Here is a 24,285-nt window from a genome sequence, read left to right as displayed (position 1 = left end):
AGGGATGTTAAACGATAAAGTAGCGGTGGTGACAGGTGCTTCCAGAGGAATAGGAAGGGCAATTGCTGTAAAGTTAGCTTCACTAGGTGCAACGGTGATCATCAATTACAATGGTTCTGTTGAAAAGGCAAAAGAAGTAAAAAATGAGATTGAATCTTGCGGTGGAAAAGCGGAAGTATATCAATGCGATGTCTCAGATTTTGAAGCGTGCAAAACATTTTTGGATCATGTAATCAAAGAATATGGAAGATTAGATATTTTAGTTAATAATGCAGGAATTACCAAGGACGGTCTTCTTATGCGCATGAGTGAGCAGGACTTTGACGATGTAATCCGTATAAACTTGAAAGGTGCATTTAACTGTATCCGCTTTGCATCTCGGCAGATGATGAAGCAGCGTTCTGGAAGAATTGTCACGCTTTCTTCTGTCGTAGGAGTTACAGGAAATGTTGGACAGGCTAATTATGCTGCTTCAAAAGCGGGAGTCATTGGTCTTACGAAGGCAACTGCAAAAGAACTGGCATCAAGGCATATTACAGTAAATGCGGTGGCACCTGGATTTATCCAAACAGATATGACAGAGGTACTTCCTGAAAAAATGAAAGAGCAGATTGCATCGCAGATCCCATTTGGGACATTTGGTGATCCTAAGGATGTGGCAAATGCAGTAGCATTTTTGGTATCTGATGAGGCAGGATATATCACGGGTCAGGTACTGCACGTAGATGGCGGGATGGTAATGTAGGAGGAACTATGAAAAGAAGAGTTGTAGTCACAGGGATGGGTGCTGTAACACCAATTGGAAATACAGTAGAGGAATTTTGGAACAATGTGAAAGCCGGAACGGTTGGAATTCAGGAAATAACCAAATTTGATACCACTGATTATAAGGTGAAATTGGCTGGAGAGGTAAAAGGATTTGTAGCAAAGGAATGTATGGATTTTAAATCGGCAAAGCGCATGGAGCCATTTTCCCAATATGCTGTTGCTGCGGCAAAAGAGGCATTTGAACAGGCAGAAATTGACATGCAGCGAGAAGATCCTTTCAGGATTGGTGTTATCATCGGATCTGGGATCGGGAGTCTTCAAGTAGCAGAACGAGAGTATGAGAAAATTCTGACAAAGGGCTCTGCTCGTATGAATCCATTGATGGTCCCAATGATGATTTCAAATATGGCTGCAGGTAATGTTGCGATCCAGCTTGGATTAAAAGGAAAATGTACAAGTGTAACTACTGCCTGTGCAACGGGAACACATTCCATTGGCGATGCACTTCGTGCTATTCAATATGGTGATGCAGATATTATGTTAGCAGGTGGGACAGAGAGCGCAATTTGTCCACTTTCCGTTGCTGGTTTTAGTAGTTTGACTGCTTTAACAACAGCGACCGATCCCAAACGTGCATCCATTCCATTTGATAAAGATAGAAGTGGTTTTGTTATTGGAGAAGGTGCCGGCATAGTCGTGTTAGAAGAATTGGAACACGCTAAAAAAAGAGGCGCTAAAATCTATGCGGAACTGGTCGGATATGGTGCAACTTGTGACGCTTATCATATTACAGCACCAGCTGAAGACGGATCTGGGGCAGCAAAAGCAATGGAACTTGCATTGACAGATGCAAATGTACATCCAGAAGATATTGACTATATCAATGCACATGGAACAAGTACACATCATAATGATTTGGTTGAAACCAGAGCGATAAAATCAGTATTGAAAGATGCTGCCAAGGATGTGGTGGTAAATTCTACGAAATCAATGACAGGACATTTATTGGGAGCCGCAGGCGGAGTTGAGTTTATTGTCTGTGTTAAGTCTATTGAAGAAGGATTTATCCATCAAACGATGGGACTTCAAACCCCGGATAATGAATGTGATCTAAATTATACGATCGGAGCTCCGATTGAGAAACCGGTTCATTGTGTACTTACCAATTCGCTTGGATTTGGTGGACATAATGCTACACTTTGTATCAAAGAATATCTGGAATAGGAGATAAACATTATGGAAGCAGAACAGTTAACGCAGTTAATTAAAATTATATCTGCATCGAATCTTACAGAGTTTCAGTATGAAGAAGAGAATATGAAACTTATCATAAAAAAAGAAGGCACAACTCAGATAGCAGAACCTATTTTAGAAAATAAGGGTGGTCCTAAAAAGGAAGACAGATCAGATGTACCTGCGGATGTTGGAGAGGATAATTTAGAAGGAAATGTTGTGGTATCTCCGCTTGTAGGAACTTTCTATTCTGCACCAGCTGAAGACGCAATGCCATTTGTACAGGTGGGAGAAGTTGTAAGAAAAGGTCAGACAATCGCAATTGTTGAAGCTATGAAGCTGATGAATGATATCGAATGTGAATTTGACGGAACTGTAAAAGAAATCTTTGTAAAAAATGGACAGACTGTAGAATACGGGCAGCCGTTGTTTTTGATTGGATAAAGGAGAAATAGACAAATGAATCATTTAGATATAAATCAGATCAAAGAAATCTTACCGCATCGCCATCCGTTTTTGTTGATTGATTATGTGGAAGATTATGAAGCCGGACAGTATGCTGTGGCTTATAAATGCGTGACGTACAGAGAAGAGTTCTTTAAAGGACATTTCCCGAAAGAGCCAGTAATGCCGGGGGTATTGACAATCGAAGCATTGGCACAAACTGGTGCGATTGCGATTCTTTCCAAGGAGGAGAATCGCGGAAAGACGGCGTATTTTGCTGGAATACAAAATTGTAAGTTTAAAGGTAAGGTAGTTCCAGGAGATAAAATACGTTTGGAGACGAAGATGATCAAACAGAAAGGTCCATTTGGGATCGGAGAGGCTACAGCTTCTGTTGAGGGGAAAGTTGTTGTTCGCGCTGAATTGACATTTATGATTGGATAGGGATTTGATTATGATTAAAAAGGTTTTGATTGCAAATAGAGGTGAAATTGCAGTTCGTATTATTCGCGCATGCAGGGAAATGGGAATTCAGACTGTTGCAGTTTATTCTGAGGCAGATAAAGAAGCGGTTCATACACAATTAGCTGATGAGGCGATCTGTATTGGACCGGCACCTTCTGCAGAAAGCTATTTAAGTATGGAACGAATTATTAGCGCTACGATTACATCAGGTGCAGATGCGATTCATCCGGGATTTGGATTCTTATCAGAAAATAGTAAATTTGCTTTCCTTTGTGAACAATGTCATATCACATTTATCGGACCCAGTGCTGAAGTGATTCGGAAAATGGGAAATAAATCACAGGCTAGAAATACAATGATTGAAGCTGGGGTACCTGTTATTCCAGGCAGTAAAGATCCAATTTATGATGTACGAAGTGCAGCTGTAGCGGCAAGAGAAGTAGGGTATCCAGTTATTATAAAAGCAGCCCTTGGCGGTGGGGGAAAAGGAATGCGTGTTGCAAATACTCCGGAAGAGTTTGAATCCAGTTTTTTGACCGCTCAAAAAGAAGCAAAAAATGCATTTGGTGATGATACTATGTATATCGAGCATTTTATAAGACATCCCAGACATATTGAATTTCAGATATTGGCAGATTCCAAGGGAAATATAATCCATTTTGGAGAACGCGATTGTTCTATTCAAAGAAATCACCAGAAAATGCTAGAAGAAGCGCCTAGTTCAGCTATCACACCTAAGTTGCGCAAAGTAATGGGTGAAACAGCAGTAAGAGCCGCAAAAGCATGCGGGTATACCAATGCTGGTACAGTTGAATTTCTTTTGGAAAACGATGAGCGTTTTTATTTCATGGAAATGAATACTCGTATACAGGTAGAACATCCCGTGACAGAATGGGTTACAGGAGTTGATTTAATCAAAGAGCAGATTAAGATAGCATCAGGGTTACCACTTTCCTATAAACAAAAGGATATAAAAATCCAGGGTTACGCCATTGAATGTCGTGTCAATGCCGAGAATCCAGAGAAGAATTTTTTACCCTCACCCGGAACAATCACAGGAATGTTTCTTCCCGGAGGAAAAGGGGTGCGTATAGATTCTGCAATTTACGAAGGATACACCGTTCCGGCCTACTATGATTCCATGTTGGCAAAAATTATTGTATACGCTGATACAAGAGAAGAAGCGATTGTAAAAATGCGAAGTGTTTTAGGTGAAGTGGTCATTGATGGCATTGATACAAATGTAGATTATCTATATCAGATTCTAGAGCATCCTGATTATTGTACTGGAAATGTGGATATTGAATTTATAGAAAAGATGAGTGAAAAATGAATTTAAAAAATACATTTAAAAAAGCGGGTTCTATCTCTCGGGCAAGAACAGATTCTATGAAAAAAGAAATTAGGATGTTTGGGAAAGAGCCGGAAGTACCCAAAGGACTTTTAAAGAAGTGTAATTCCTGTAAATCCGCAGTGATTACGGAAGAAGTAAAAGATAATTATTATATTTGTCCTAAATGCAACTACTATTTTCGAATGCATGCATTTCGACGGCTGGAGATGGTTGTGGATGAAGGGACATTTGAACAATGGGATACCGGACTTCAAAGTCCGAATCCATTGGATTATAAAGGATATGAAGAAAAATTGGCTGTTGTGAAAGAAAAGACCAATTTAGATGAGGCTGTTATAACAGGAAAAGCATTGATAGGCAGATATCCAGTTGCAATAGGAGTTTGTGATAGTCGATTCATTATGGCGAGCATGGGAGAAGTTGTTGGTGAGAAAATTACTAGGATGGTAGAACGCGCAACCTCAGAACGCTTACCTGTAATTATATTTGTTTGTTCTGGTGGAGCACGTATGCAGGAGGGAATTACATCTCTGATGCAAATGGCAAAAACATCTGCTGCATTGAAACGCCATAGCGATGCAGGTCTTCTTTATATTCCAATTTTAACCAATCCAACCACCGGGGGTGTGACGGCAAGTTTTGCAATGTTAGGTGATATTATTTTGGCAGAACCGGGAGCGTTGATTGGATTTGCTGGACCACGGGTAATTGAGCAAACGATTGGGCAAAAATTACCTCAAGGATTTCAAACTGCTGAATTTTTGCTGGAACATGGATTTATTGATGCAATCGTTGAGCGACCCGAGATGAAAGAAACGCTCATTCGCTTACTAAAGCTTCATAATATTGATAGAGACAGAGTAAAATTTGATCTTTCTTTGAGACAGAAAGAAGATGAGGAATATCAGAGTAATTTGAATGAAATAGAAGATCAGAAATCTATTTCAGCCTGGGATCGTGTACAGAAATCACGTAAAAAAGGTCGCCCGGTTAGTTCAAATTATATTAAAAATTTGTTTACAGAATTTTATGAAATACACGGCGATCGTTGTTATAAAGATGATCCGGCAATAATGTGTGGTCTGGCATTTTTTCATGGAAATCCAGTCACTGTGATTTCACAGGAAAAAGGGACGACGACAAAGGAAAACGTAGCATGCAATTTTGGAATGACTTCTCCGGATGGATATCGTAAGGCGCTTCGTGTGATGAAACAGGCTGAGAAATTCCACCGGCCTATTGTTTGTCTTATCGATACGCCAGGAGCTTTTTGTGGTATTGAGGCAGAAGAACGCGGACAGGGGGAAGCAATTGCTAGGAATCTTTATGAAATGTCTGGATTGAAAACCCCGATTGTTTCTTTGATTATAGGAGAAGGAGGGAGTGGTGGAGCGTTGGCTCTTGCTACGTCAGACGAGGTGTGGATGTTAGAAAACTCGATCTATTCCATTTTATCTCCGGAGGGTTTTGCTTCCATTTTGTGGAAGGACAGCAAACGGGCTGAGGAAGCTGCGAAAGTAATGAAGTTAACATCGATAGATCTAAAAGAATCCAATATCGTAGAACGAGTATTTAAGGAGCCAGAAAATTATACTCCAGACACTATGGCAAATGTTTGCAAACAGATTGACTATGCACTTTGTCAATTTTTAGAGGAGAAATCTAAATTGACCATAAAAGAATTGGTAGAGAAACGTTATCAAAGATTCCGAGTAATGTAAGATCTATCTTTCTTTTTCCAGAATCAATGGTATAATATTGTAAGAGTTTTGAAGGTAAATGAAGGAGAGAACAGTGAATACGTACGAAACGATTAACGATATATTGGTTCATTTATTTAATGAAATATGGGAATTGGAAGAAAAAGCAATTATCTCGGAGGAATTTAAGGATATTACCAATAACGATATGCATATCATAGAAGCTATTGGTTTAGGAGCTGGAGATACAATGTCATCAATTGCTAAAAAATTAAATGTTACTGCAGGAACATTAACGACTTCTATGAATCGACTTGTTCGTCAGAATTATGCCATTCGCCAAAGAAGTACTGAAGATCGGCGAGTTGTAATGATTACCCTTACAGAAAAGGGAGAACGTGCATATAGACATCATGCTAAATTCCATGAGCAGATGACAGATGCAGTGATCCAAAGTCTAGAGTCAGAAGAGCTCCCTGTGCTTTTGAAAACATTAAATGGATTAGCTAAGTTTTTCCGAAATTATAATGATTAGAAATATAGATTTTTTGAGACGGTGTTGACCGTCTCTTTTCTTATATATGCAGATAATGCAGCTATTGGCCTTTGTGTACAAAAGAGAGAAAACCAAACTGTATGTTGGAGAATTAGATCTATACGACAAATACTGATTTTTCCAAAAGATATAGACGTAAAACAGAGAAGATGATATAATATTGGTAATTACAGGGGTTAAAGGGGATTTTATAACAATGTCTGATACTAAAACTTATCACGAACAAACACAGATTGACAATACTTTGCGTTTACGTGAGGTATTAAAAACATTGCCGCCATTTGCAAAAGATTATTTCAGAGCAATTGAACCACGCTCATCTGCACGTACCAGAATTAATTATGCCTACGATATCCGAGTGTTTTTTCATTTTTTAATGGAAAATAATCCAATCTATAAAAACTATACAATAGAACAATTTACTCCAGCGGATTTAGAACGCCTAGAGCCTGTAGATATTGAAGAATATATGGAATATCTGAAGGTATATAAGCGTGACGAAGAATTAATTACGAACGGCGAAAAGGGATTGTCAAGGAAAATGTCGGCGCTTCGAAGTTTTTATAATTATTATTTCAAGCATCAAATTATTACCCAAAATCCAACACTACTTGTGGATATGCCAAAACTCCATGAAAAAGCAATCATTAGATTAGATGCGGATGAAGTTGCTCTGCTGTTGGATTTTGTAGAGTCTGCAGGGAGCCAATTAACAGGACAGGCGCTGAATTATTACTTAAAAACGAAGGATCGAGATCTGGCAATTTTAACACTGCTTTTAGGTACCGGAATCCGTGTGTCAGAATGTGTTGGTCTGGATATCAATGATGTGGATTTCAAGAATAATGGAATTACTGTTACAAGAAAAGGCGGAAACCAGATGGTTGTATACTTTGGCTCGGAAGTGGCAGATGCCTTACACAATTATATGGATGGTGACAGAAAAGTTGTTACTCCCCTCTCCGGCCATGAAAATGCATTATTTCTCTCTACTCAGAGAAAACGAATGGGGATTCAGGCGGTAGAAAATATGGTGAAGAAATATGCCCGTCAGGTAACGCCTAATAAGAAAATTACGCCTCATAAGCTTCGCAGTACCTATGGTACATCTCTTTATAAGGAAACGGGAGACATCTATCTTGTTGCGGATGTCCTTGGGCATAAGGATGTTAATACCACTAAGAAACATTATGCTGCGATAGATGAGAACAGACGCCGGAAAGCGGCGTCCGCGGTAAAGTTAAGAGAAAGTTAACATTAACAAAGTTTACTTCCATTAGCAACTAGCTTGAATTTGCAACCAAGGATCTCGGCTGCTCTTTTGCACATGATCATTCTGTCTAAAAATATCTCAAAGTAATCCATTACAGTACAGATATAAAAACGAAAACTATCTTGATTGTGTTAATTATTGTAAAGAATGTGTTAGTCATATTCACGGTGATTTTTTATTTACATTACATGGGTTCTATGTTAAGGTATTCCTAAAGTTTAAGAAAGATAGGATTAAAGTATGAAATTACAACAATTATTAAGCCAAACAAGGAAAGCCGTTGATGAATATCAGATGATCGAAGAAGGGGATCACATTGCAGTGGGTATATCTGGGGGAAAAGACAGCCTGACGCTTCTCTATGCACTGCATGGATTAAAACGCTTCTATCCGAAGAAATTTGAATTAAGCGCCATTACCGTAGATCTGGGATACAGTGAATGTGATTTTACACCGGTGATAAAATTGTGTGAAGAATTAGAAGTCCCGTATCGGATCGTACCGACGGATATTGCATATATCCTTTTTGAAGAACGAAAAGAATCAAATCCTTGTTCTCTCTGTGCCAAAATGAGGAAGGGATCCCTCAATCAGGCGGTAAAGGAAATGGGATGCAATAAGGTAGCCTATGCACATCACAAGGATGATATTATTGAAACCATGCTTCTCTCTCTTTTGTTTGAGGGGCGTTTTTACTCTTTTTCACCAAAGACTTATCTAGATCGTATGGATCTGACGGTTATTCGTCCTATGATGTTTGTAGAAGAGGCAGACGTGATTGGGTTTAAGAATAAGTATCAGCTTCCAGTTGTAACCAGCCGCTGTCCAATCGACGGTTATACCAAGCGTCAATATGCCAAAGAGCTTGTTAAAAAGTTGAACTATGAGCATCCGGGAGCAAAGCAACGGATGTTTACCGCTATTCTAAACGGAAATATCAAAGGCTGGCCTGAAAGAGTTCCACACGTGCGCTAGACAGATTTATTTCGATCAATAAGATGAATAAAATAATATAAAAAACCGTCAGCCCTCAAATGAGTGATAAGCAACTGCTTCAAAGCATTTGAAGGCCGACGGTTTTATACATTCAATAATACTTCCATCATAAATATTTTTACAATCTACAATTTTTTATTATCGTCTCGTTCTTTGATTTCTACCAGTTTTTCAATGGCTTCTGCAGTTCCTTCAATACCAAGAATGGAACTGTCCAGACAGATATCATAGCTCTCAGCAGAACTCCATTTTTTGTTGCTATAGTAATTATAGTAACTTGCACGTTTTTTGTCGGTCTTAATAATCATTTCTTTTGCCTTAGCATCCGTCAAATCGTAGATTCTAGCGATTCTGCGGATTCTGGCATCCAGATCTGCGTGAATAAATACGCTTAGTACATTGTCGTATTCTTCCAGTGCATAATCAGCGCAGCGTCCTACCAAAATACAAGGACCTTCATCGGCGATTTTCTTGATAGCGTCAAACTGTGCCAAAAATACCTTATGGTTGATCGGCATATCCGCATAGCTTCCAGAGGAATATCCCAGAGAATAGGTATCCATTACCAGAGAGTACAAGAAGCTGTTGGTTGGTTTCTCGTCATGCGTCTCGAACAGTTCCTGGCAGATTCCGCTTTCCTTTGCTGCCCGGTCCAGCATCTCCTTATCGTACAATTTAATTCCTAAATCCTTTGCAACTTTATATCCGATTTCTCGGCCGGCGCTTCCGAACTGCCTTCCAATCGTAATGATAGTATTTGTTTTAGCCATACATATCACGCTCCTCATTCTAATTTGTAGTGGATTTATTTATAGTAAGTATTATATTACAACTACAAACAAAAGTATAGAATTTACAGGCAATTTTGTTCTATTTTTTTCTTAATCTGTCTAATAGCTTTGAAAAATATTCTGGAAGCGGTGCGCTGACCTCCAAATATTTGCCGGTTGACGGATGAATAATTCCAAGTGTCATGGCATGAAGTGTCTGTCCCTGAAGCCCGGAAAACGGACATTTTTTCGGACCGTACACTTCATCTCCAAGAAGCGGATGACCAATACTTGACATGTGAACACGGATTTGATGGGTTCTTCCTGTCTCCAACTCACATTGGATATAAGTATAGTCGCCAAAGCGCTCCAAAACCTTGTAATGAGTAGCAGCATCCCTTCCGTTTTTGGCATGAATACTCATTCTTTTTCGATCTGTTGGATGTCTGCCGATTGGAGCTCGGACACATCCTGTATCCTCTTTTAAATTGCCGTGTACAATTGCCACGTAGATTCGCCGAATAGAATGCTCTTTTAATTGTTCGGACAGAAACTGATGGGATTTGTCATTTTTGCATACTACCAACGATCCTGTTGTGTCCATGTCAATCCGGTGGACGATTCCAGGCCGCATCGTTCCATTGATGCCAGACAATTCGGAACCGCAGTGATACATTAATGCGTTGACAAGCGTACCACTGTAATGCCCAGGAGCAGGATGCACAACCATCTGCTTTGGCTTATTGATAATAATTAAATCCTCATCTTCATACAGGATATCCAGCGGAATATCTTCCGGTACGATGTCAGGCTCTTTTGCATCTGGAAGATTTACCGTTATCCGGTCATCAGAAAAAAGCCTGTAACCAGCTTTTACAGGCTTTCCGTTGACGGTTATTTCTTGTTCTTTAATCAGCCTTTGCAGATAGGATCTGGATTTTTCTGCCATCTGCTCAGCAAGAAAACGGTCCAGCCGTTCTCCTTCTCTATCAGGACCGATGAAATATTCGTTCAAGGTCTTCCTCCTTATAATAAAGTAATATCAAAACAGCGAGAACCGCAGCAGATACAGTCACATAGATATCCGCTACATTAAAGATTGGAAAATCAATCAATTTAAAGTAAAAGAAATCGACAACGTAATTCAATCGTACCCGGTCAATACAGTTTCCATATGCACCGGCAATGACTGCTATGGCACACAGACGAAGCGGAAGAAATTTACGCTCCATCGGAACTTTAAGATAAAACCAGATCACAGCAACTGTAATGACAGCCGTACTAATATAAAAGAACATTCGCTGATTCTGGAAAAGCCCAAAAGCTGCTCCTCTGTTTTCTAAATATTCTAGTTGAAATACGTTTTCTATTAAAATATAAGGCTCTTGATCCTTTAGATGCAATATAGCCAGATGTTTGGTAAATTGATCGAAAATCACCAGTATAACAGCGCCTATCAGAGCTGCCAGATAATGGTAATATCGCTGAACTTTCATTGATTTTTCCGTCATATTTCTTTTCTCCTGCTGTTTTTAAAGCTTAATAACTTAATAAAAGGTAACATACTGTCCTTCTCAGTTCTTAAATGTATTTGCGGATGGTTACCATATAGCGCCCTTTTTTGGTTTCTGAAAGAATTCCACTATAAGAAATACGTCCCATTTTCCGGACGGAGATCATATCTCCTTCTTTTAGGCGATAACCATTACTGGTGATTAATTTCCCGTTTACAAATACCCGACCAGCTTCAATATAAGCAGTCAGTTTACTTCTGGAAAGGGGGTATGCCAGGGACAGAATCGTATCAAGCCGAATAGAAGCCACGCTTCCTTTTATCTCTTCATATTCCGGTTCATAGTTCTGCTCAAATGAAGGAATGAAAGAAGTATGAACAGACGTATGACGAATCCGGGCTAAATGTTCTAGGATATAATCGGAAAGCTCATCTTTTACAAAGAGAATCGCCCGTTCTTTTGTCGTCAGAATATCTCCTAATTTACAACGTTCAATTCCCAGGTTCATAATAGCGCCTAAGTAATCTCGATGTGTCAATTCCTCTGCGAACTTCCGATTCATCGGCGTGATCTCAATCTGTTGAAATGGATATTCGTACTCATAATAAAGAGCATCAGGAAGAAAAGCTGCTATCTGACGCTCTGCAAGGTTATACCCTCCAAAGGTTTCGTATCGACACAAAAATTGATCTTTTGGGGTAGTATGTAAAATATTCAGTTCGTTTAAATTCAGAAAATCGGAAAAAGTCACGATTCCGCGCTGATACGCGATCCGTGACAATTCCACCAGTCTTTTCTGAAGCATCATTTCTTCTTTCGTCATCTTTTAAAACCGTGAACGCATGGAAGATGCATCAAAAGAAGTATTTAAAAGATCCTGAAGATCACCGGAAATATCTACATTTGTCGGCGTTACCAGGAATATGTAGTTAGAAATCTTCTGCAGATTACCGTTGATTGCAAAAGTCGCACCAGATGTAAAGTCAATAATACGCTGTGCCACTTCCAGGTCCAAACCTTCCAAGTTCAGAATTACGGTTCTTCCGCTTAATAAAGTCTCTGTAATCTCACGCGCATCATCTACAGAAGTAGGCTTGATGACACATACTTCCATGCTGACATTGCTGCGTCTTGCAGGCTGGCGCATCGGTGTTACTTTATTATTGTTTGAATAAGAAGAACGGGAAGATCGTGCTGGAGCAGCATACTCTTCTTCATCCTCATCCTCTTCATAATGCTTTTCTTTTTTCTGGAAGAAACTCTTCTTCGGCTTCTCCTCATATTCCTCATCATACTCATCATCAAAGAAGTCGTCATCATCATACTCATCGTCATCGCTGAGTTTCATAATGTCAAGGAACTTATCTAATACTCCCATCTTATCTATATCTCCTATCTTATGTTTATACTTGAGTATAATTGCGTGCTCCGAAAATTCCGGTTCCCACACGCACCATGGTAGCGCCCTCTTCAATCGCAACCTGATAGTCATTTGTCATACCCATTGACAGAATACTCATAGTAATATTATTAACTTTTTTTGCGTCAATGTCAACAGATAATTTTCTTAAACGAGCAAAAACCGGACGATTTGTCTCTGGATTATCTACAAAAGGCGCAATTGTCATAAGACCTTTAACCCGGATATGTGGGAATTTGGCAGCTTTTTCAACGAATTCTTCCACCTCTTCCGGCATGAGACCAAACTTACTCTCCTCTTTTGCTACATTTACCTCCAAAAGCACATCGACAATGAGTTCTCTTTTTGCTGCTTCTTTTTCGATCGCTTCCGCCAGTCTCATGGAGTCTACCGAATGAATCAGTTCTGCCTTATCAATGATATATTTCACTTTATTTCGCTGCAAATGCCCGATCATATGCCAATGAATATCCTTTGGAAGCGCTTCATATTTGTCGGTCAGTTCCTGGACTTTATTCTCTCCAAAAACCCGGATTCCCAGATCATAGGCTTCTTTTAGAACTTCTTCCGGTTTTGTTTTACTTACGGCAATCAGTGTTACCTCGCTTCTGTCTCTTCCAGCCCGCGCACATGCCTGTTGAATCTTCTCTTCTACGTCTTTGAGGTTTTCCTCTAGCATAAATTTCACTCCTTCTATTGAAATACAACATCGTTTTCGTGCACTTCTTTTCCGTTTAGTGCAATGCGATCATAATTGGTCAGTCCATAATCATTGCCAGACTTTACAATATAGTATTCCTCACTTTCGCAGAGAATCTGCACTTGTTTAAATTCGGCATACCCCTTATTGATATTGTATACACCCTTTAGCGTCTTTGTCTCTTTCATCGTAAATTGATCCGAGGAATCTGGCTTACAAAGTATTGTTCCTGAATCAAAAGCAGTTTCATCCAGATAAATCATTCCTGTTTCCTGATCTCTGTAATAGACGTCGACATTCTGAAAGTCAGCATGATCCTTTCCGGTATCAATTAGAATTCCGATTTCTTTATTGTTACCGCCTTGTGTGAGATAATCTTCAGGAACAAGATAAAATGCCTTTTTGGTAACGGAAGATTTTGGTATCTTCAATCCGGATTCGTCTTTCAAAATAAGTTCTATGTCAAGAAAACGGTCTTGCGCATACCGAACCATGGCATTTTCAAAGGTCAAAAAACCGAATGTTCCGTCTTTGTTCTGAGTCATTTCAAAAGATGCTACTGCCGTCTCATGGTCTTTTGAAAATCGAACCTTTACACTGGTTCGATCCTTCATCTGCTTTGCCATCTCATTGCTTAACAGGATAACTGCCGTCCACTTATCATCTCTGACCAGCTTATAGACGGGATCACCGGCATGGACTTTCATATTATTAGAAAGTTCTTTTTTCTGATAGTCTTTTTTATCAAACAATTTTTCGGTGACATCCGCTTTCGTTATACCTTCAAATCCATCGGTAGCATAGACAATAATTCCATCCGAGGCCGCCGAATAAATAGCAAGTCCCTGGGGCTGTTCAGCAGCCATAGCATCCAGCTGTGCCTGTTTACTTTGATTGGATTTATTTTCCAGCATAGTTTGAATGGTGTTTTTTAAAGTATAGACGTCCTGATACTGTTCTTCCTCAAAGCGATCGGAAAAACTCTGTGTTTTCTGAAGCAGAGATGCCTGTTCTTCTGCCGATAATTCTGGAGTGTCATCTGCTTGAGTATCTTTAAAATCCAGCTTTTCATCTGACAGCGAATAGACCCTTGTCTTTACTCCTACCTTGCTGCCTTCCAGTGCAAAGTAGTTGACATATCCATCGGCATCTGCGGTAACGATCATCTCATCTCTCAAAACCATTGCGCGATAAGCATTATCTTTCAAGATAGAACCTTCTCTTACTTCATAAGCTGCCACTTGATTAGAAGTCAGATACATCAATATGGTTGCTGCAAGGTAAATAAAGATGGCTCCGAACAAAATAATTCCAATATTAAAATTCCATTTTTTTCGATAAACCTGTATGTTCGTCGGTTGATTTCCTGACACGAATTCTTTGCCTCCTAACTAGTCATATGAAGCAGGCAGAGCTGCTCCATAAAGATAATGGTACTGCTTTCCCTGATAACTGTCCTGCGTTTCCAAATATGCAAGCAGTTCGTCCCGAAGCTTCCACCAACTTGTCCCCCAGTTACAAAATATTCCATCTTCCTGAGGAATCCGGCTAAACAGCCTCTCTACAGCAATACCAGGATCCAAATATTGTAAAAATTCCGATACTCTTTGGAAATATTCCTCTTTGGAACATATCGATATTGTACCATTTTCGTAGTCCTCACACAACCTTGTGTTTTTTGCAATATAAAGGGAATGCACCTTTACCGTGGAGATATGAAGCGCAGAAAGAATTTTTGCGGTTTCTATGACATCGTAAAGATCGTCCTGTGGAAGATTTAAGATCACATGTGTACAGATCTCAAATCCATACTCTCGGATTAAAAGTACCGCGTCTAAAAATTCTGCCAGCGTATGTCCCCGATGAATGCAAAGAAGCGTATGATAATTAGCCGTTTGCAGCCCCAGTTCTATGGTAATCTCAATTCCTGTCGTTTCCTGAAATTTTTTCAAAACATCAAGATAAGAACGCCGGATACAGTCTGGCCTGGTGGACACTGCAATTTCTACAATGTCCGAGACAGACGCCGCTTCTTCCATATAATTTTGAAAATCTGTAAGTGGTAAATAAGTATTCGTGTAATTCTGGAAATAAGCGATAAACTTGTGGGCATGATATCTTTTTTCAATATATTCCCTCGTCTTTTCTAGTTGTTCCTTAACAGGAACACTACTTTTCATTGCCTCAAATCCTGTGCCTTGCTCTGCACAAAAATCACATCCGCTGCCATGAATCCGGTTGGGACAGTTTACCGGCAGATTGACGGGTAGTTTATAGACTTTTTCATGGTATTTTTCTTTTAAATAATCGGAATAAGCGTAATAAGGTTGTTTCTCTCCCATTTTATTTTTCCTTTTTTCTGTATATTTTTCCTCTTTTTGGGTATGCTAGTGATAGCATAAAAAAGGAGGACATCACATGAAATGGTTTGATAATACTGCGCTGACTTTAGTTATTATCGGTGCAATCAACTGGCTTTTAGTCGGCATCTTCCGCTTTGACCTGGTAGCATTTTTATTCGGTAATCTCTCCTGGCTGTCACGTATTATTTATACGCTGGTGGGATTATGCGGTCTTTACCTGATCAGTTTGTATGGAAGAATCGACACTCGCCCATAAACAAGGGACTGCAAAATGCAGTCCCTTTTCTTAATTTGGAATCCCTTCTATCAATGCAGTCATATCCTGATACAGCAGATCTTTTGTATCCGCTCCCATTACAATCGAAATAAACGGTTTTCCATTCTGATCTTCTTCTAATAGAATCAGGCAGTTGCCAGCAAGCTTGGTAGTTCCTGTCTTGCCACCGATAATGGATGCATTTTCTGGTGGAACTGCTTCCCCTTGTGCATAGAAATGAGATGGTTCCCAGGTCTCCTGACGCAGAGTTCCATCAGCTCCTTTGATATTCGCCGTATAGGAAGAACTCTGAATGATACCTACAAACTCCGGATGTTTGATGCATTCATTAAAAATCAAATACAAATCATATGCTGTTGTATAGTGATTTTCATCATGCAGTCCGCTTGGATTTGTAAAATGAGTCCCCGTTGCCATCAGGCTTTCAGCTCGTTCATTCATAAGCTTGGCAAATTCCTCTATACTGCCGCTTACATGTTCCGCAATTGCTACCGCGTTATCGTTGCCGGAATGAAGAAGAAGACCATTTAACAAATCCTCTAAAGTCATCTCATCCCCTTCTTTGATTCCGCAGGTAGATTCATCCGCAGCAAAGGTTCTGGCATCTGCATTTGCAGATATGGTTACTTTATCCTCCAGATCTGCATTCTCGATAGCGAGAAGCGCTGTCATAATCTTAGTCGTACTGGCAGGATAGAGTCGCTCCTGTACGTTGTATGCAAAATCCGTCTTCTTTCCTTCCAAATCAAAAAGACCAATTGCATGGGTTCCAGCCGGATCCGGCGCCCCATCCATGGAGATGTTCCCATTTGCTATACATAAATCTTCTGCAAACAGCTTTCCTATATAAAGTTCTTTATTATAATTTTCTGCCTCATAAGCAGCCACTACTACTTCTTTTTTGCCGCAGCCGGAAAAGAGGATGGCAGATGCTGTTGTAAGAGCCAGGCAAGTGATTGTTAATTTACCGATACATTTCACGCCAGTCTAAATCTCCTCTGTCAATTGCTAAAATAATGAGTTCCGCTGTGGCCAGATTGGTTGCCATAGGAATATTATAAAGGTCACATAATCGAATCACATCGTTTACATCCGGCTCATGTGGTTTTGGATTGGAAGGTTCACGAAGGAAAATTAATGCATCAATATCATTTTGTGCAATCTGTGCTCCAAGTTGCTGTTTTCCCCCAAGCGGGCCTGCCAGATATTTATGAATATTCAAATTCGTCACTTCTTCAATCATTCTTCCAGTGGTTCCGGTAGCATACAATTCATGTTTGCTCAAGATTCCACGATAGGCAATACAGAAATTCTGCATCAGAGACTTTTTGGAGTCGTGTGCAATCAGGCCTATGTTCATTGTTCTTTCACTCCTTGTTGATATCTTATTGATATTTTTTCGGTTGTAATCCTACATTCAGTACAAAACCAATTCCAATATAGAGGCTGACCAAAGATGTTAATCCATAACTTACAAATGGCAATGGAACTCCCGTATTCGGAATGATTCCGGTTGTAACGCCAATATTAATAAAGCTTTGAAATCCGATCAGCCCGCCTACCCCGCAGCCGATAATCCTCCCTGCGAGATCCTGCGATCGCAATCCTATTAAAATACATTGTATCACAATCAGCAGCAATAACGCAATGACTATACTGCTTCCGATAAACCCTAATTCTTCGCCTACGATTGCAAAAATGAAATCCGTCTGTGGCTCCAAAATAAAGTTTCCGTTTTTCACAGATGTCGTGGTATTATTATCCAGTCCTTTTCCAGTCAGCTGTCCGGAACCGATTGCCATGATGGAATTCTTCGTCTGATAGGCTTCGTCACTTGCATATTTCTCCGGTTCTAAAAATGCCAGAATTCGTTTCTGCTGATAATCTTTTAAAAGCTTCTGATCTGGTTGCACAACAATTCCAAGAAAAATGACAGTTATCGGAATTAAAATGAGCAGCACCGTTCCAATAAATTTATAGCTTAATCCTGCTATATAAATCATCAAGCAAATAACCAGTGCCGTACAAATTGTCGTTGACAGGTTTGGTTCCACAACAATCAGCGCCAGCGGTATGGCAGACAGAATTGCATATTTGATAATCGTCATCTTATCACTAACGTCTTCTTCGTGATCCATCAGGAACTTTGCGAAAAAGAGGATCAACAAAATTTTTGCCAGCTCCGATGGCTGGAACGTCGTAAATCCAAGGTCAATCCATCTGGTTGCACCGTTTACTTCCTCACCGATCACCAGTACGGCACCCAAAGACAAGATCGCAAATGCATAAAGAAATACATAAAAGTTCAGAATCCAGACATAGTCAATCAAAGACACGATAACCATTATAATGATTCCCAGAATCAGACCAATGATCTGCTTTCCCTGATAGGATTCCTTTGCACTTCCTATGACCAGTATGCCAAGAATGGATAATGCAAAAACCAAGATGACCAGTGTGAAATTGTAATCTTTCAAACGGTACGGTTTCGTAAATTTTGGTAATTTCATAGTTAATCTCCTGCAAATGTAATGACAACCTGTGTGCGGCTAATCTCCATATGAAAATCATCTTCTGTAAGTTCCATGTATTTGGAAAGTGCTTCGTACAGCTCTCGCTGTATTTTATCGTATGCAGATGGAATACAGTGGACGCGGTCCGACAGAACCAGCGTCTTTAAGCGGTTTTTTGCAATGAATACCGAAGATCTTTTCCTCATGGACTCCCTCCCTTAATCTTTTTTAAAGAGGTGGGTAAGCTTAGACAAGAGACCAGAGCTGCTTTCCAGGTCCATAAATGGTACTTCCACTCCCATAATCCGTTTACAGATATTCAGATAAGCCTGTCCTGCCTTGGAATCAAGTCCAATAACCGGCTCACCCTGATTGGTTCCGATCACCACATGTTCGTCATCAGGAATGGCCCCAATTAACGGAATAGAAAGAATCTCCGTGACGTCGTCCACCGACATCATATCCCCCCGCTTCACCATGTCCATACGAATTCGGTTAATTACAAGATCCAGTTGTTTCATTCCGCTTTGTTCCAGAAGACCGATGATTCGGTCTGCATCACGGATTGCCGATACCTCCGGTGTTGTGACCACAATGGCTCGATCAGCTCCTGCAACAGCATTTTGAAATCCTTGTTCAATTCCTGCCGGACAATCCAAAAGTATGTAATCAAATTCCTCTTTCATCTCCGCTGTCAACTTCTTCATCTGTCCCGGAGAAATTGCTGTCTTATCCTTAGTCTGGGCAGACGGAAGAAGGTAAAGATTCTCATAACGCTTGTCTTTAATAAGCGCCTGCTTCAATCTGCAGTTGCCTTCGATTACGTCTACCAAATTGTAGACAATTAAATTTTCCAGTCCCATGACCACGTCCAGATTCCGAAGCCCAAGGTCTGTGTCAATGACAGCCACCTTTTTGTCAAATCTGGTCAGACCGGCTCCGATATTTGCGGTGGTCGTGGTCTTGCCGACACCACCTTTTCCTGATGTAATTACGATAACTTCGCCCATGAATAACTTCCTCCTATAATTGGTTTTACTTCGCTGTCCCTGATTCGGAGCTTCTTGGGGTTCATATAGCCGGCGGCAATAAATGCATCTTTATTCCCGTAAGCACCGGCAATCACACTTCCATAGATGCTTCCTGTTACGGTCACATTTCCACGGGAAATAACGGTTGCACCCTCTTCAATATCTCCGACAATTACGATACTGGTCTCTGATTCCAGAATCTGTCTTCCTTTTAATGTACCTTTATAGAACTGGCCGTCTCGCTCATGGATGGCTTCCAGACTTTCATCCAGCATACGCTTGTGTATAGTTTCTGTGTACGTATTTTTCTCAACGATACATAGTATCTGTATTTTTGCTGCCGTCTGTATGGCTTCTGCCATACGGCATGCTTCCTCTTCTGTGAAAGTACGGCCGGTGAACTCCACCGCCATCTGTGCACCGTCAAAGAATCGGGTGCAGGACTCAAAACGCTCTACAGTCTCTGTCAGGAGTTCCTCGTATGGGCGTTCTGGATCAAAATGGATAGTAATGCCGTATCGGTTACTCTTAATGAGCAGCGCTTCTTTCACATAAGATCATCCTTTCTTTAATCTCCGCCTCCGCTGGTAGTAATCTTGGCCGCATGTCCTGTCAGGATCTCTTCTGTTGGAGTGACTCCGTAATAATATTCCATAACATAACGTCCTACCTCAGCAGCGTAATTAGAGCTATATCCATTGGCAATACGGATGGCAAATGCAATCTCCGGGCTTTCGCTCGGTGCAAAGCCAACGAACAATCCGTGGTCCGGATGGGTTGTACTCTGCTGCGCGGTACCCGTCTTTCCCGCCAGAGAAACATCGCTGGCCATAAGCTTTGCAAACATATCCGGATGGGCTGACGAAATTACTTTTTTCATTCCATTATGGACGGCAGTCCAGGTAGAACTGCTGATATCCGTCAGTGTATTTTCCTGTTCCGGTGTGTAATCTTTCACCATTTCTCCGTCAATGGTTGTTACTTTATCAATCAGACTTAGCTTGAACAGATTCCCCTTATTTGCAACGGTTGTAATGTATCTTGCAAGCTGACTGGTGGTGTAGTTGTTGGTACCCTGTCCAATCGCAGATGGCACAGAAGAATCATCGGAGATCTGCGGTTCGGATTCCGGAATCTCAAGTCCGGACGTCTCTCCCAGCCCGAACATAGTCGCATATTTCTTCAATGTATCCAGTCCCTGTTCACTGGAATAATACGTCCTTGTTTCCTTTCCTTCCTCATTGTCAGAAGTAATAGACGTTAATCCGTCATCTTTCAAGCTCATCCGATACCCTGTTTCATAAAAGAAGCAGTTACAGGAATTCTCAATGGCTCCTTCAATATTCAGACTTCCGTGAGCCAGCGGATAAATCCAGCACTTTGGATTCGGATCTACTTTTTTATAAATGCCGTGACACGGCAGATAAGTACCGGTATTCACAACACCTTCTGTCAGTGCAGCTGCGGCAACCAATGGCTTATACGTAGATCCCGGAGCCGTCTTTTCCTGGGTTGCATTGTTGTAGAAAGGTCTTGCTTTATCCGTCACCAATTTGTTGTAATAAATAGAATCCATCGTGTTAGCCAACCGATTGTTGTCGTATCCCGGATAAGATACGCAGACTAGCACTTCTCCGGTATTGGGATCTGTGGCAACCATAGAACCGGTGCACGGCTCCAGTGCAAGCTGTCCGGGAGTGATTTCTAAGGTCTCGATTTTTCCGCGAATGAAATCATATGGGACAATCGTTCCTCTATTTAATCCCTCATACTGAGCTTCATCATATTCCAAAATGTTCTGTTCATAAAGCATCATACAGATCTGCCTTCCCGTAACGGCTCCGGCTTTAATCAGATACTTGTATACCAGCTTATCAAAACCACTGTCCGAATCAATGTAATCCATCAAAAAGCTTACGATTCCCTGATAAAGTTCATTGGAATCGGAATAATCTCCATTAGAAGATACATAGGATTTCAATAGAGAAGTATCAATCCAGTTTTTGGAAATGGCATAACTTAAGTACGTATAAACATTAATGCTTTCCTCTTCTTTCCAGGACTTATACGTAGCATCATTGGTATCAATGTTGTCAGAAAGAATTACTTTGCTGCCGGTGGTAAGTATATCCGTTACAAGATACGTCAGATATGCCTGCATCTCCTTGGAAAGATCTCTATATGCAGCTGCATTCGGATCCTGGAAAATCTGAGTCAGCTCTGTTTTCACCGCTTCTTTTCTTGCGGTAAAAATTCCAGATACTTCCTGTTCGGTTGCTCCTGCATCTTCTTCTGCGAAATGGTTCATATCCAGAATATCATTGCCGATAAAAGTGTGATATACATCTCCAATCGGGATGATTACATCACTTCCGTCCTCCACCTGCGTGCGGTCATAGTTTAAAGTGTTCTGAATCTTCGCAAGAAGAATTCCAGCTAATTCTTGTTCCAAAATATGATAAGCTGCTTTTTGAAGATCTGCATCAATCGTAAGATGAAGATCATTTCCAGCTTCTGGATCTTTACCCTTCACAGTTTCGATCACTTTTCCGACATTATTGACGTACAGTTTTAATTCGCCCTTTTCACCTTGCAGATCATGGTCCATCACTTTTTCCAGACCAGATTTTCCTACGGTATCATTTTTATCATATTTTTTCTGATCCTCTTTACTAAGAGCGTCATATTCTTCCTGTGAAATCTGCCCGGTATAGCCGATCATATTTGCGAAACAGTAACTGTCGTTGTAGCGCCGAAGAGATTTCTCTTCCACATTGACTCCCTGCAAAGTATCCAGATTTTCCATGATATCTGCCACTGTCTCATCGCTGACATCCTCTGCAATGGTAGTGGAAATATACTTCTGATAACTGTTCAGCGAAATAGCATATCGAACGTTTACCAGCTTAAGAACTTCTTCTTTGCTCAGTTTTTTCTGATTGATTCCGTATCCATAGACTTCATCTGTGCATAGATAACGAACCAGTCCTTCCGCTGAAATATGCTTTTGTTTTTTAGAAAGCTGGTCGATTGACTGCTTTCCAAAAACGTCCGCAATAAAACGGAGACGTTGGGTATCATTCTCAGCAACATAGATATAATTGTTGTTATTATCCAAAATAATACCAAAGTTATTGATCACAGTATCCCCATTTGCTTCCACCATCTGAATCACAGAAGATACAACTTTATTCAATTCCTTGTTTTTCTGTTTTAATGAATCATAATCACCGTTATCTTCGATTGTCACCGAATAGGCCAGCTCATTGTAAGCCAGAAGTTTTCCGTTTCGATCGTAGATATTTCCGCGGGTTCCCTGTACTTCTTTCGTTTTCTGAATCTGCAGTTTATAGTCGTCTAAATACTCCTGACCTTTTACAATCTGCAAATAGAATACCCGCTGCAGCAGAATGGCCGACAGCACACAAAACACAATAATTGCAACGAAGCCTCGTGACTGTACAAATCTGCTTACGCCTGATTTGACTCGTTCCCATACACTATACAAATTTGCTTGCACTCCTTTGCTCTTCTGCTTCCAGTTTCTTGTTAATATGAAGGATAATCTGATACAGAACCAATGTAATCAAAATGGTATACACTAGTTCTGGCAGAATAATATGTCCCAAATAATCGCCGAATGAGAAATCGCCTTTCAACATATAATTGCAAATATAAGTGACCAGTCCGTATATCACTTCACTGGCTCCAATCAGAGCAATCGGCAATTTGATATCATCGTCATAAAACAGACGCCGGAAAGAGCCGTTTAGATATCCAATCACAGCATACAAAAGCATATTGAATCCCAGCGCGGTCCCCCAGAAGAAATCAATTAAAATTCCGGACAAAAATCCAACAAACATTCCTTCTTTCTTTCCCCGCATAAATCCGCAGGAAGATACGACAATAATCAAAAGATTTGGCTTTATGGATGCAAATGCCAGTTTGTCAAATACGGTACTCTCCAGCAGAAAACATACGATGATCATCACAAATGTGATCAGTTTTCTTTTCATAGACTATTCTCCTTGTCCTGTTTCTTCTGCTTCTTTCGCCTTGGTTAGTTCTGGTTTGGTTGTGGTAATAACCAGAACCTCCTGAAGTTTGCTGAAATCAACCGCAGGTGTAATATATCCTGATCGTGTTAGATTGTTGGAATCCACTTCAATCTCACTGATATATCCGATAAAAAGTCCCTGCAGGAACCGATTGCTGACATGGGAAGTTACGACCTGCTCTCCCACCTCGATTTTATTGTCATTATTGGCAAGTTTCTCAAAACGTAGACGCCCATCGGCTGCCAGCTCCAGATCTCCGCGCACCACACAGGTGTCTGACGTAGACAGAATCATTCCGCTGACATTGCTGGAATCATCGATAATAGAGCGAACTCTTGCGTAATCGGGTCCTACCTCCGTAACGATTCCTACCAGACCACTTCCGGCCAACACATTGGAATCTACTTTCACACCGTCATGACTTCCTTTGTCAATGGTAAAGTCGGAGAACCAGTTGCTTCCGTTATTGGCAATTACATGGGCCCCGATCTTATCGTAATCCGAATAATTTTCATCCAGCTTGTACAATTCCCGCAGCCGCTCCAGTTCGTATTGCTCCTGCCGAAGTCTTGTATTGTCAATGGTAAGTTCATCTACTTTGGACTGCAGTTCCTTGTTTTCCTTCTTCATATCTTCCAGGGTGGCAAAATTATCGGACAGATCGCTCATATATCGTCCCACATAGCTGATTCCCTTCTGCATAGGAATCACCGTATAGTTGGCAATCCATTTCAGCGGACCTCGTCCGTCGGTTATCTGTTCAATTCCCATTAAAATAACGCAGATCACAGCCAGTATTAAAAGCCAGTATTTTCCCGGAAGTGACGATTGCTTTTTTGCTTTCATA

27 protein-coding genes and 1 pseudogene are annotated in these 24,285 nt (G+C 40.6%); 10 read left to right on the top strand and 18 right to left on the bottom strand.

Annotated elements, in window-relative coordinates; all coding sequences use genetic code 11:
* Positions 1 to 4 precede the first annotated feature (4 nt).
* The 8 genes from fabG (at position 5) to C0979_RS01615 (ending at position 7,775) form a co-directional block, all read left to right on the top strand.
* Positions 5 to 745, top strand: a complete 741-nt coding sequence (gene fabG, locus C0979_RS01650) for a 3-oxoacyl-[acyl-carrier-protein] reductase (RefSeq protein ID WP_101694327.1) — start codon at positions 5 to 7, stop codon at positions 743 to 745.
* Between the two features lie 8 nt (positions 746 to 753).
* Positions 754 to 1,992, top strand: a complete 1,239-nt coding sequence (gene fabF, locus C0979_RS01645) for a beta-ketoacyl-ACP synthase II (RefSeq protein WP_101694326.1) — start codon at positions 754 to 756, stop codon at positions 1,990 to 1,992.
* A 12-nt stretch (positions 1,993 to 2,004) separates the two neighbouring features.
* On the top strand, positions 2,005 to 2,445 hold the full coding sequence (accB, locus tag C0979_RS01640; protein WP_101694325.1) for an acetyl-CoA carboxylase biotin carboxyl carrier protein: 441 nt from the start codon (positions 2,005 to 2,007) through the stop codon (positions 2,443 to 2,445).
* Between the two features lie 15 nt (positions 2,446 to 2,460).
* On the top strand, positions 2,461 to 2,889 hold the full coding sequence (fabZ, locus tag C0979_RS01635) for a 3-hydroxyacyl-ACP dehydratase FabZ (RefSeq protein ID WP_101694324.1): 429 nt from the start codon (positions 2,461 to 2,463) through the stop codon (positions 2,887 to 2,889).
* A gap of 10 nt (positions 2,890 to 2,899) precedes the next feature.
* Positions 2,900 to 4,243, top strand: a complete 1,344-nt coding sequence (locus C0979_RS01630; protein WP_101694323.1) for an acetyl-CoA carboxylase biotin carboxylase subunit — start codon at positions 2,900 to 2,902, stop codon at positions 4,241 to 4,243.
* A complete protein-coding gene (gene accD / locus C0979_RS01625) occupies positions 4,240 to 5,985 on the top strand; it encodes an acetyl-CoA carboxylase, carboxyltransferase subunit beta (RefSeq protein WP_101694322.1) in 1,746 nt (581 codons plus the stop codon). Before C0979_RS01630 ends, accD begins: the two co-directional genes overlap by 4 nt.
* A gap of 73 nt (positions 5,986 to 6,058) precedes the next feature.
* The gene (locus C0979_RS01620) at positions 6,059 to 6,499 is read left to right on the top strand and encodes a MarR family winged helix-turn-helix transcriptional regulator (protein WP_101694759.1); all 441 of its coding nucleotides are present in this window, start codon (positions 6,059 to 6,061) and stop codon (positions 6,497 to 6,499) included.
* Between the two features lie 217 nt (positions 6,500 to 6,716).
* Positions 6,717 to 7,775, top strand: coding sequence for a tyrosine-type recombinase/integrase (locus C0979_RS01615; protein ID WP_101694321.1), 1,059 nt, complete (start codon positions 6,717 to 6,719; stop codon positions 7,773 to 7,775).
* A 2-nt stretch (positions 7,776 to 7,777) separates the two neighbouring features.
* Here the strand turns inward: C0979_RS01615 and C0979_RS12355 are convergent.
* Positions 7,778 to 7,897, bottom strand: a pseudogene (locus tag C0979_RS12355) (phosphohydrolase); the annotation flags it as partial.
* A gap of 136 nt (positions 7,898 to 8,033) precedes the next feature.
* Here C0979_RS12355 and C0979_RS01605 point away from each other — a divergent pair.
* The gene (locus tag C0979_RS01605) at positions 8,034 to 8,768 is read left to right on the top strand and encodes a tRNA 2-thiocytidine biosynthesis TtcA family protein (RefSeq protein WP_101694320.1); all 735 of its coding nucleotides are present in this window, start codon (positions 8,034 to 8,036) and stop codon (positions 8,766 to 8,768) included.
* A 146-nt stretch (positions 8,769 to 8,914) separates the two neighbouring features.
* Here C0979_RS01605 and C0979_RS01600 read toward each other — a convergent pair whose 3' ends face one another.
* The 8 genes from C0979_RS01600 to C0979_RS01565 form a co-directional block, all read right to left on the bottom strand.
* Positions 8,915 to 9,559: a cytidylate kinase-like family protein gene (locus C0979_RS01600; protein WP_101694319.1), complete on the bottom strand. Its 645-nt coding sequence runs from the start codon at positions 9,557 to 9,559 to the stop codon at positions 8,915 to 8,917.
* Positions 9,560 to 9,659: 100 nt separating this feature from the next.
* Complete coding sequence (locus C0979_RS01595) at positions 9,660 to 10,574, bottom strand: RluA family pseudouridine synthase (protein ID WP_101694318.1); 915 nt, start codon at positions 10,572 to 10,574, stop codon at positions 9,660 to 9,662.
* Positions 10,549 to 11,070 carry a signal peptidase II gene (gene lspA, locus C0979_RS01590; protein WP_242962623.1) on the bottom strand — a complete coding sequence of 174 codons (522 nt, stop codon included), beginning with the start codon at positions 11,068 to 11,070 and terminating at the stop codon, positions 10,549 to 10,551. The genes C0979_RS01595 and lspA overlap by 26 nt, the downstream gene beginning before the upstream one ends.
* Positions 11,071 to 11,140: 70 nt before the next feature.
* On the bottom strand, positions 11,141 to 11,896 hold the full coding sequence (locus tag C0979_RS01585) for a YlmH family RNA-binding protein (protein ID WP_101694317.1): 756 nt from the start codon (positions 11,894 to 11,896) through the stop codon (positions 11,141 to 11,143).
* Between the two features lie 3 nt (positions 11,897 to 11,899).
* On the bottom strand, positions 11,900 to 12,451 hold the full coding sequence (locus tag C0979_RS01580; protein WP_101694316.1) for a cell division protein SepF: 552 nt from the start codon (positions 12,449 to 12,451) through the stop codon (positions 11,900 to 11,902).
* 25 nt (positions 12,452 to 12,476) lie between these two features.
* Positions 12,477 to 13,172, bottom strand: coding sequence for a YggS family pyridoxal phosphate-dependent enzyme (locus C0979_RS01575; protein ID WP_101694315.1), 696 nt, complete (start codon positions 13,170 to 13,172; stop codon positions 12,477 to 12,479).
* A gap of 14 nt (positions 13,173 to 13,186) precedes the next feature.
* Positions 13,187 to 14,566: a biotin/lipoyl attachment domain-containing protein gene (locus tag C0979_RS01570; RefSeq protein ID WP_101694314.1), complete on the bottom strand. Its 1,380-nt coding sequence runs from the start codon at positions 14,564 to 14,566 to the stop codon at positions 13,187 to 13,189.
* Positions 14,567 to 14,584: 18 nt separating this feature from the next.
* Positions 14,585 to 15,535: a tRNA modification radical SAM protein MnmL/YtqA gene (locus C0979_RS01565; RefSeq protein WP_101694313.1), complete on the bottom strand. Its 951-nt coding sequence runs from the start codon at positions 15,533 to 15,535 to the stop codon at positions 14,585 to 14,587.
* Positions 15,536 to 15,611: 76 nt separating this feature from the next.
* Between C0979_RS01565 and C0979_RS01560 the strand changes: the two genes are divergently transcribed.
* A complete protein-coding gene (locus tag C0979_RS01560; protein WP_101694312.1) occupies positions 15,612 to 15,812 on the top strand; it encodes a DUF378 domain-containing protein in 201 nt (66 codons plus the stop codon).
* A 30-nt stretch (positions 15,813 to 15,842) separates the two neighbouring features.
* Here C0979_RS01560 and C0979_RS01555 read toward each other — a convergent pair whose 3' ends face one another.
* Genes C0979_RS01555 through mreC form a run of 9 tightly spaced genes read right to left on the bottom strand, consistent with a single transcriptional unit; the run spans position 15,843 to position 24,284 of the window.
* Entirely contained in the window at positions 15,843 to 16,814 is a 972-nt protein-coding gene (locus tag C0979_RS01555; RefSeq protein ID WP_101694311.1) for a D-alanyl-D-alanine carboxypeptidase family protein, read from the bottom strand.
* A complete protein-coding gene (gene mgsA / locus C0979_RS01550; RefSeq protein WP_101694310.1) occupies positions 16,798 to 17,193 on the bottom strand; it encodes a methylglyoxal synthase in 396 nt (131 codons plus the stop codon). The genes C0979_RS01555 and mgsA overlap by 17 nt, the downstream gene beginning before the upstream one ends.
* Before the next feature lie 25 nt (positions 17,194 to 17,218).
* Complete coding sequence (locus tag C0979_RS01545; RefSeq protein WP_101694309.1) at positions 17,219 to 18,343, bottom strand: FtsW/RodA/SpoVE family cell cycle protein; 1,125 nt, start codon at positions 18,341 to 18,343, stop codon at positions 17,219 to 17,221.
* 2 nt (positions 18,344 to 18,345) lie between these two features.
* The gene (locus C0979_RS01540) at positions 18,346 to 18,552 is read right to left on the bottom strand and encodes a cell division topological specificity factor MinE (protein WP_101694308.1); all 207 of its coding nucleotides are present in this window, start codon (positions 18,550 to 18,552) and stop codon (positions 18,346 to 18,348) included.
* Between the two features lie 12 nt (positions 18,553 to 18,564).
* Entirely contained in the window at positions 18,565 to 19,356 is a 792-nt protein-coding gene (gene minD, locus C0979_RS01535) for a septum site-determining protein MinD (protein ID WP_101694307.1), read from the bottom strand.
* Positions 19,338 to 19,928 carry a septum site-determining protein MinC gene (locus C0979_RS01530; RefSeq protein WP_101694306.1) on the bottom strand — a complete coding sequence of 197 codons (591 nt, stop codon included), beginning with the start codon at positions 19,926 to 19,928 and terminating at the stop codon, positions 19,338 to 19,340. The genes minD and C0979_RS01530 overlap by 19 nt, the downstream gene beginning before the upstream one ends.
* Positions 19,929 to 19,945: 17 nt before the next feature.
* Positions 19,946 to 22,885 (bottom strand): penicillin-binding transpeptidase domain-containing protein, encoded by a 2,940-nt coding sequence (locus tag C0979_RS01525; RefSeq protein ID WP_242962622.1) that lies wholly within the window; start codon positions 22,883 to 22,885, stop codon positions 19,946 to 19,948.
* On the bottom strand, positions 22,878 to 23,396 hold the full coding sequence (mreD, locus tag C0979_RS01520; RefSeq protein ID WP_101694304.1) for a rod shape-determining protein MreD: 519 nt from the start codon (positions 23,394 to 23,396) through the stop codon (positions 22,878 to 22,880). Before mreD ends, C0979_RS01525 begins: the two co-directional genes overlap by 8 nt.
* A gap of 3 nt (positions 23,397 to 23,399) precedes the next feature.
* Positions 23,400 to 24,284, bottom strand: a complete 885-nt coding sequence (gene mreC, locus C0979_RS01515) for a rod shape-determining protein MreC (RefSeq protein ID WP_101694303.1) — start codon at positions 24,282 to 24,284, stop codon at positions 23,400 to 23,402.
* Position 24,285: the final 1 nt, after the last annotated feature.

It is taken from the genome of Dorea phocaeensis (genome assembly GCF_900240315.1).
GTDB lineage: Bacteria > Bacillota > Clostridia > Lachnospirales > Lachnospiraceae > Dorea_B > Dorea_B phocaeensis.
This window is presented reverse-complemented; position numbering and strand designations above follow the sequence as displayed.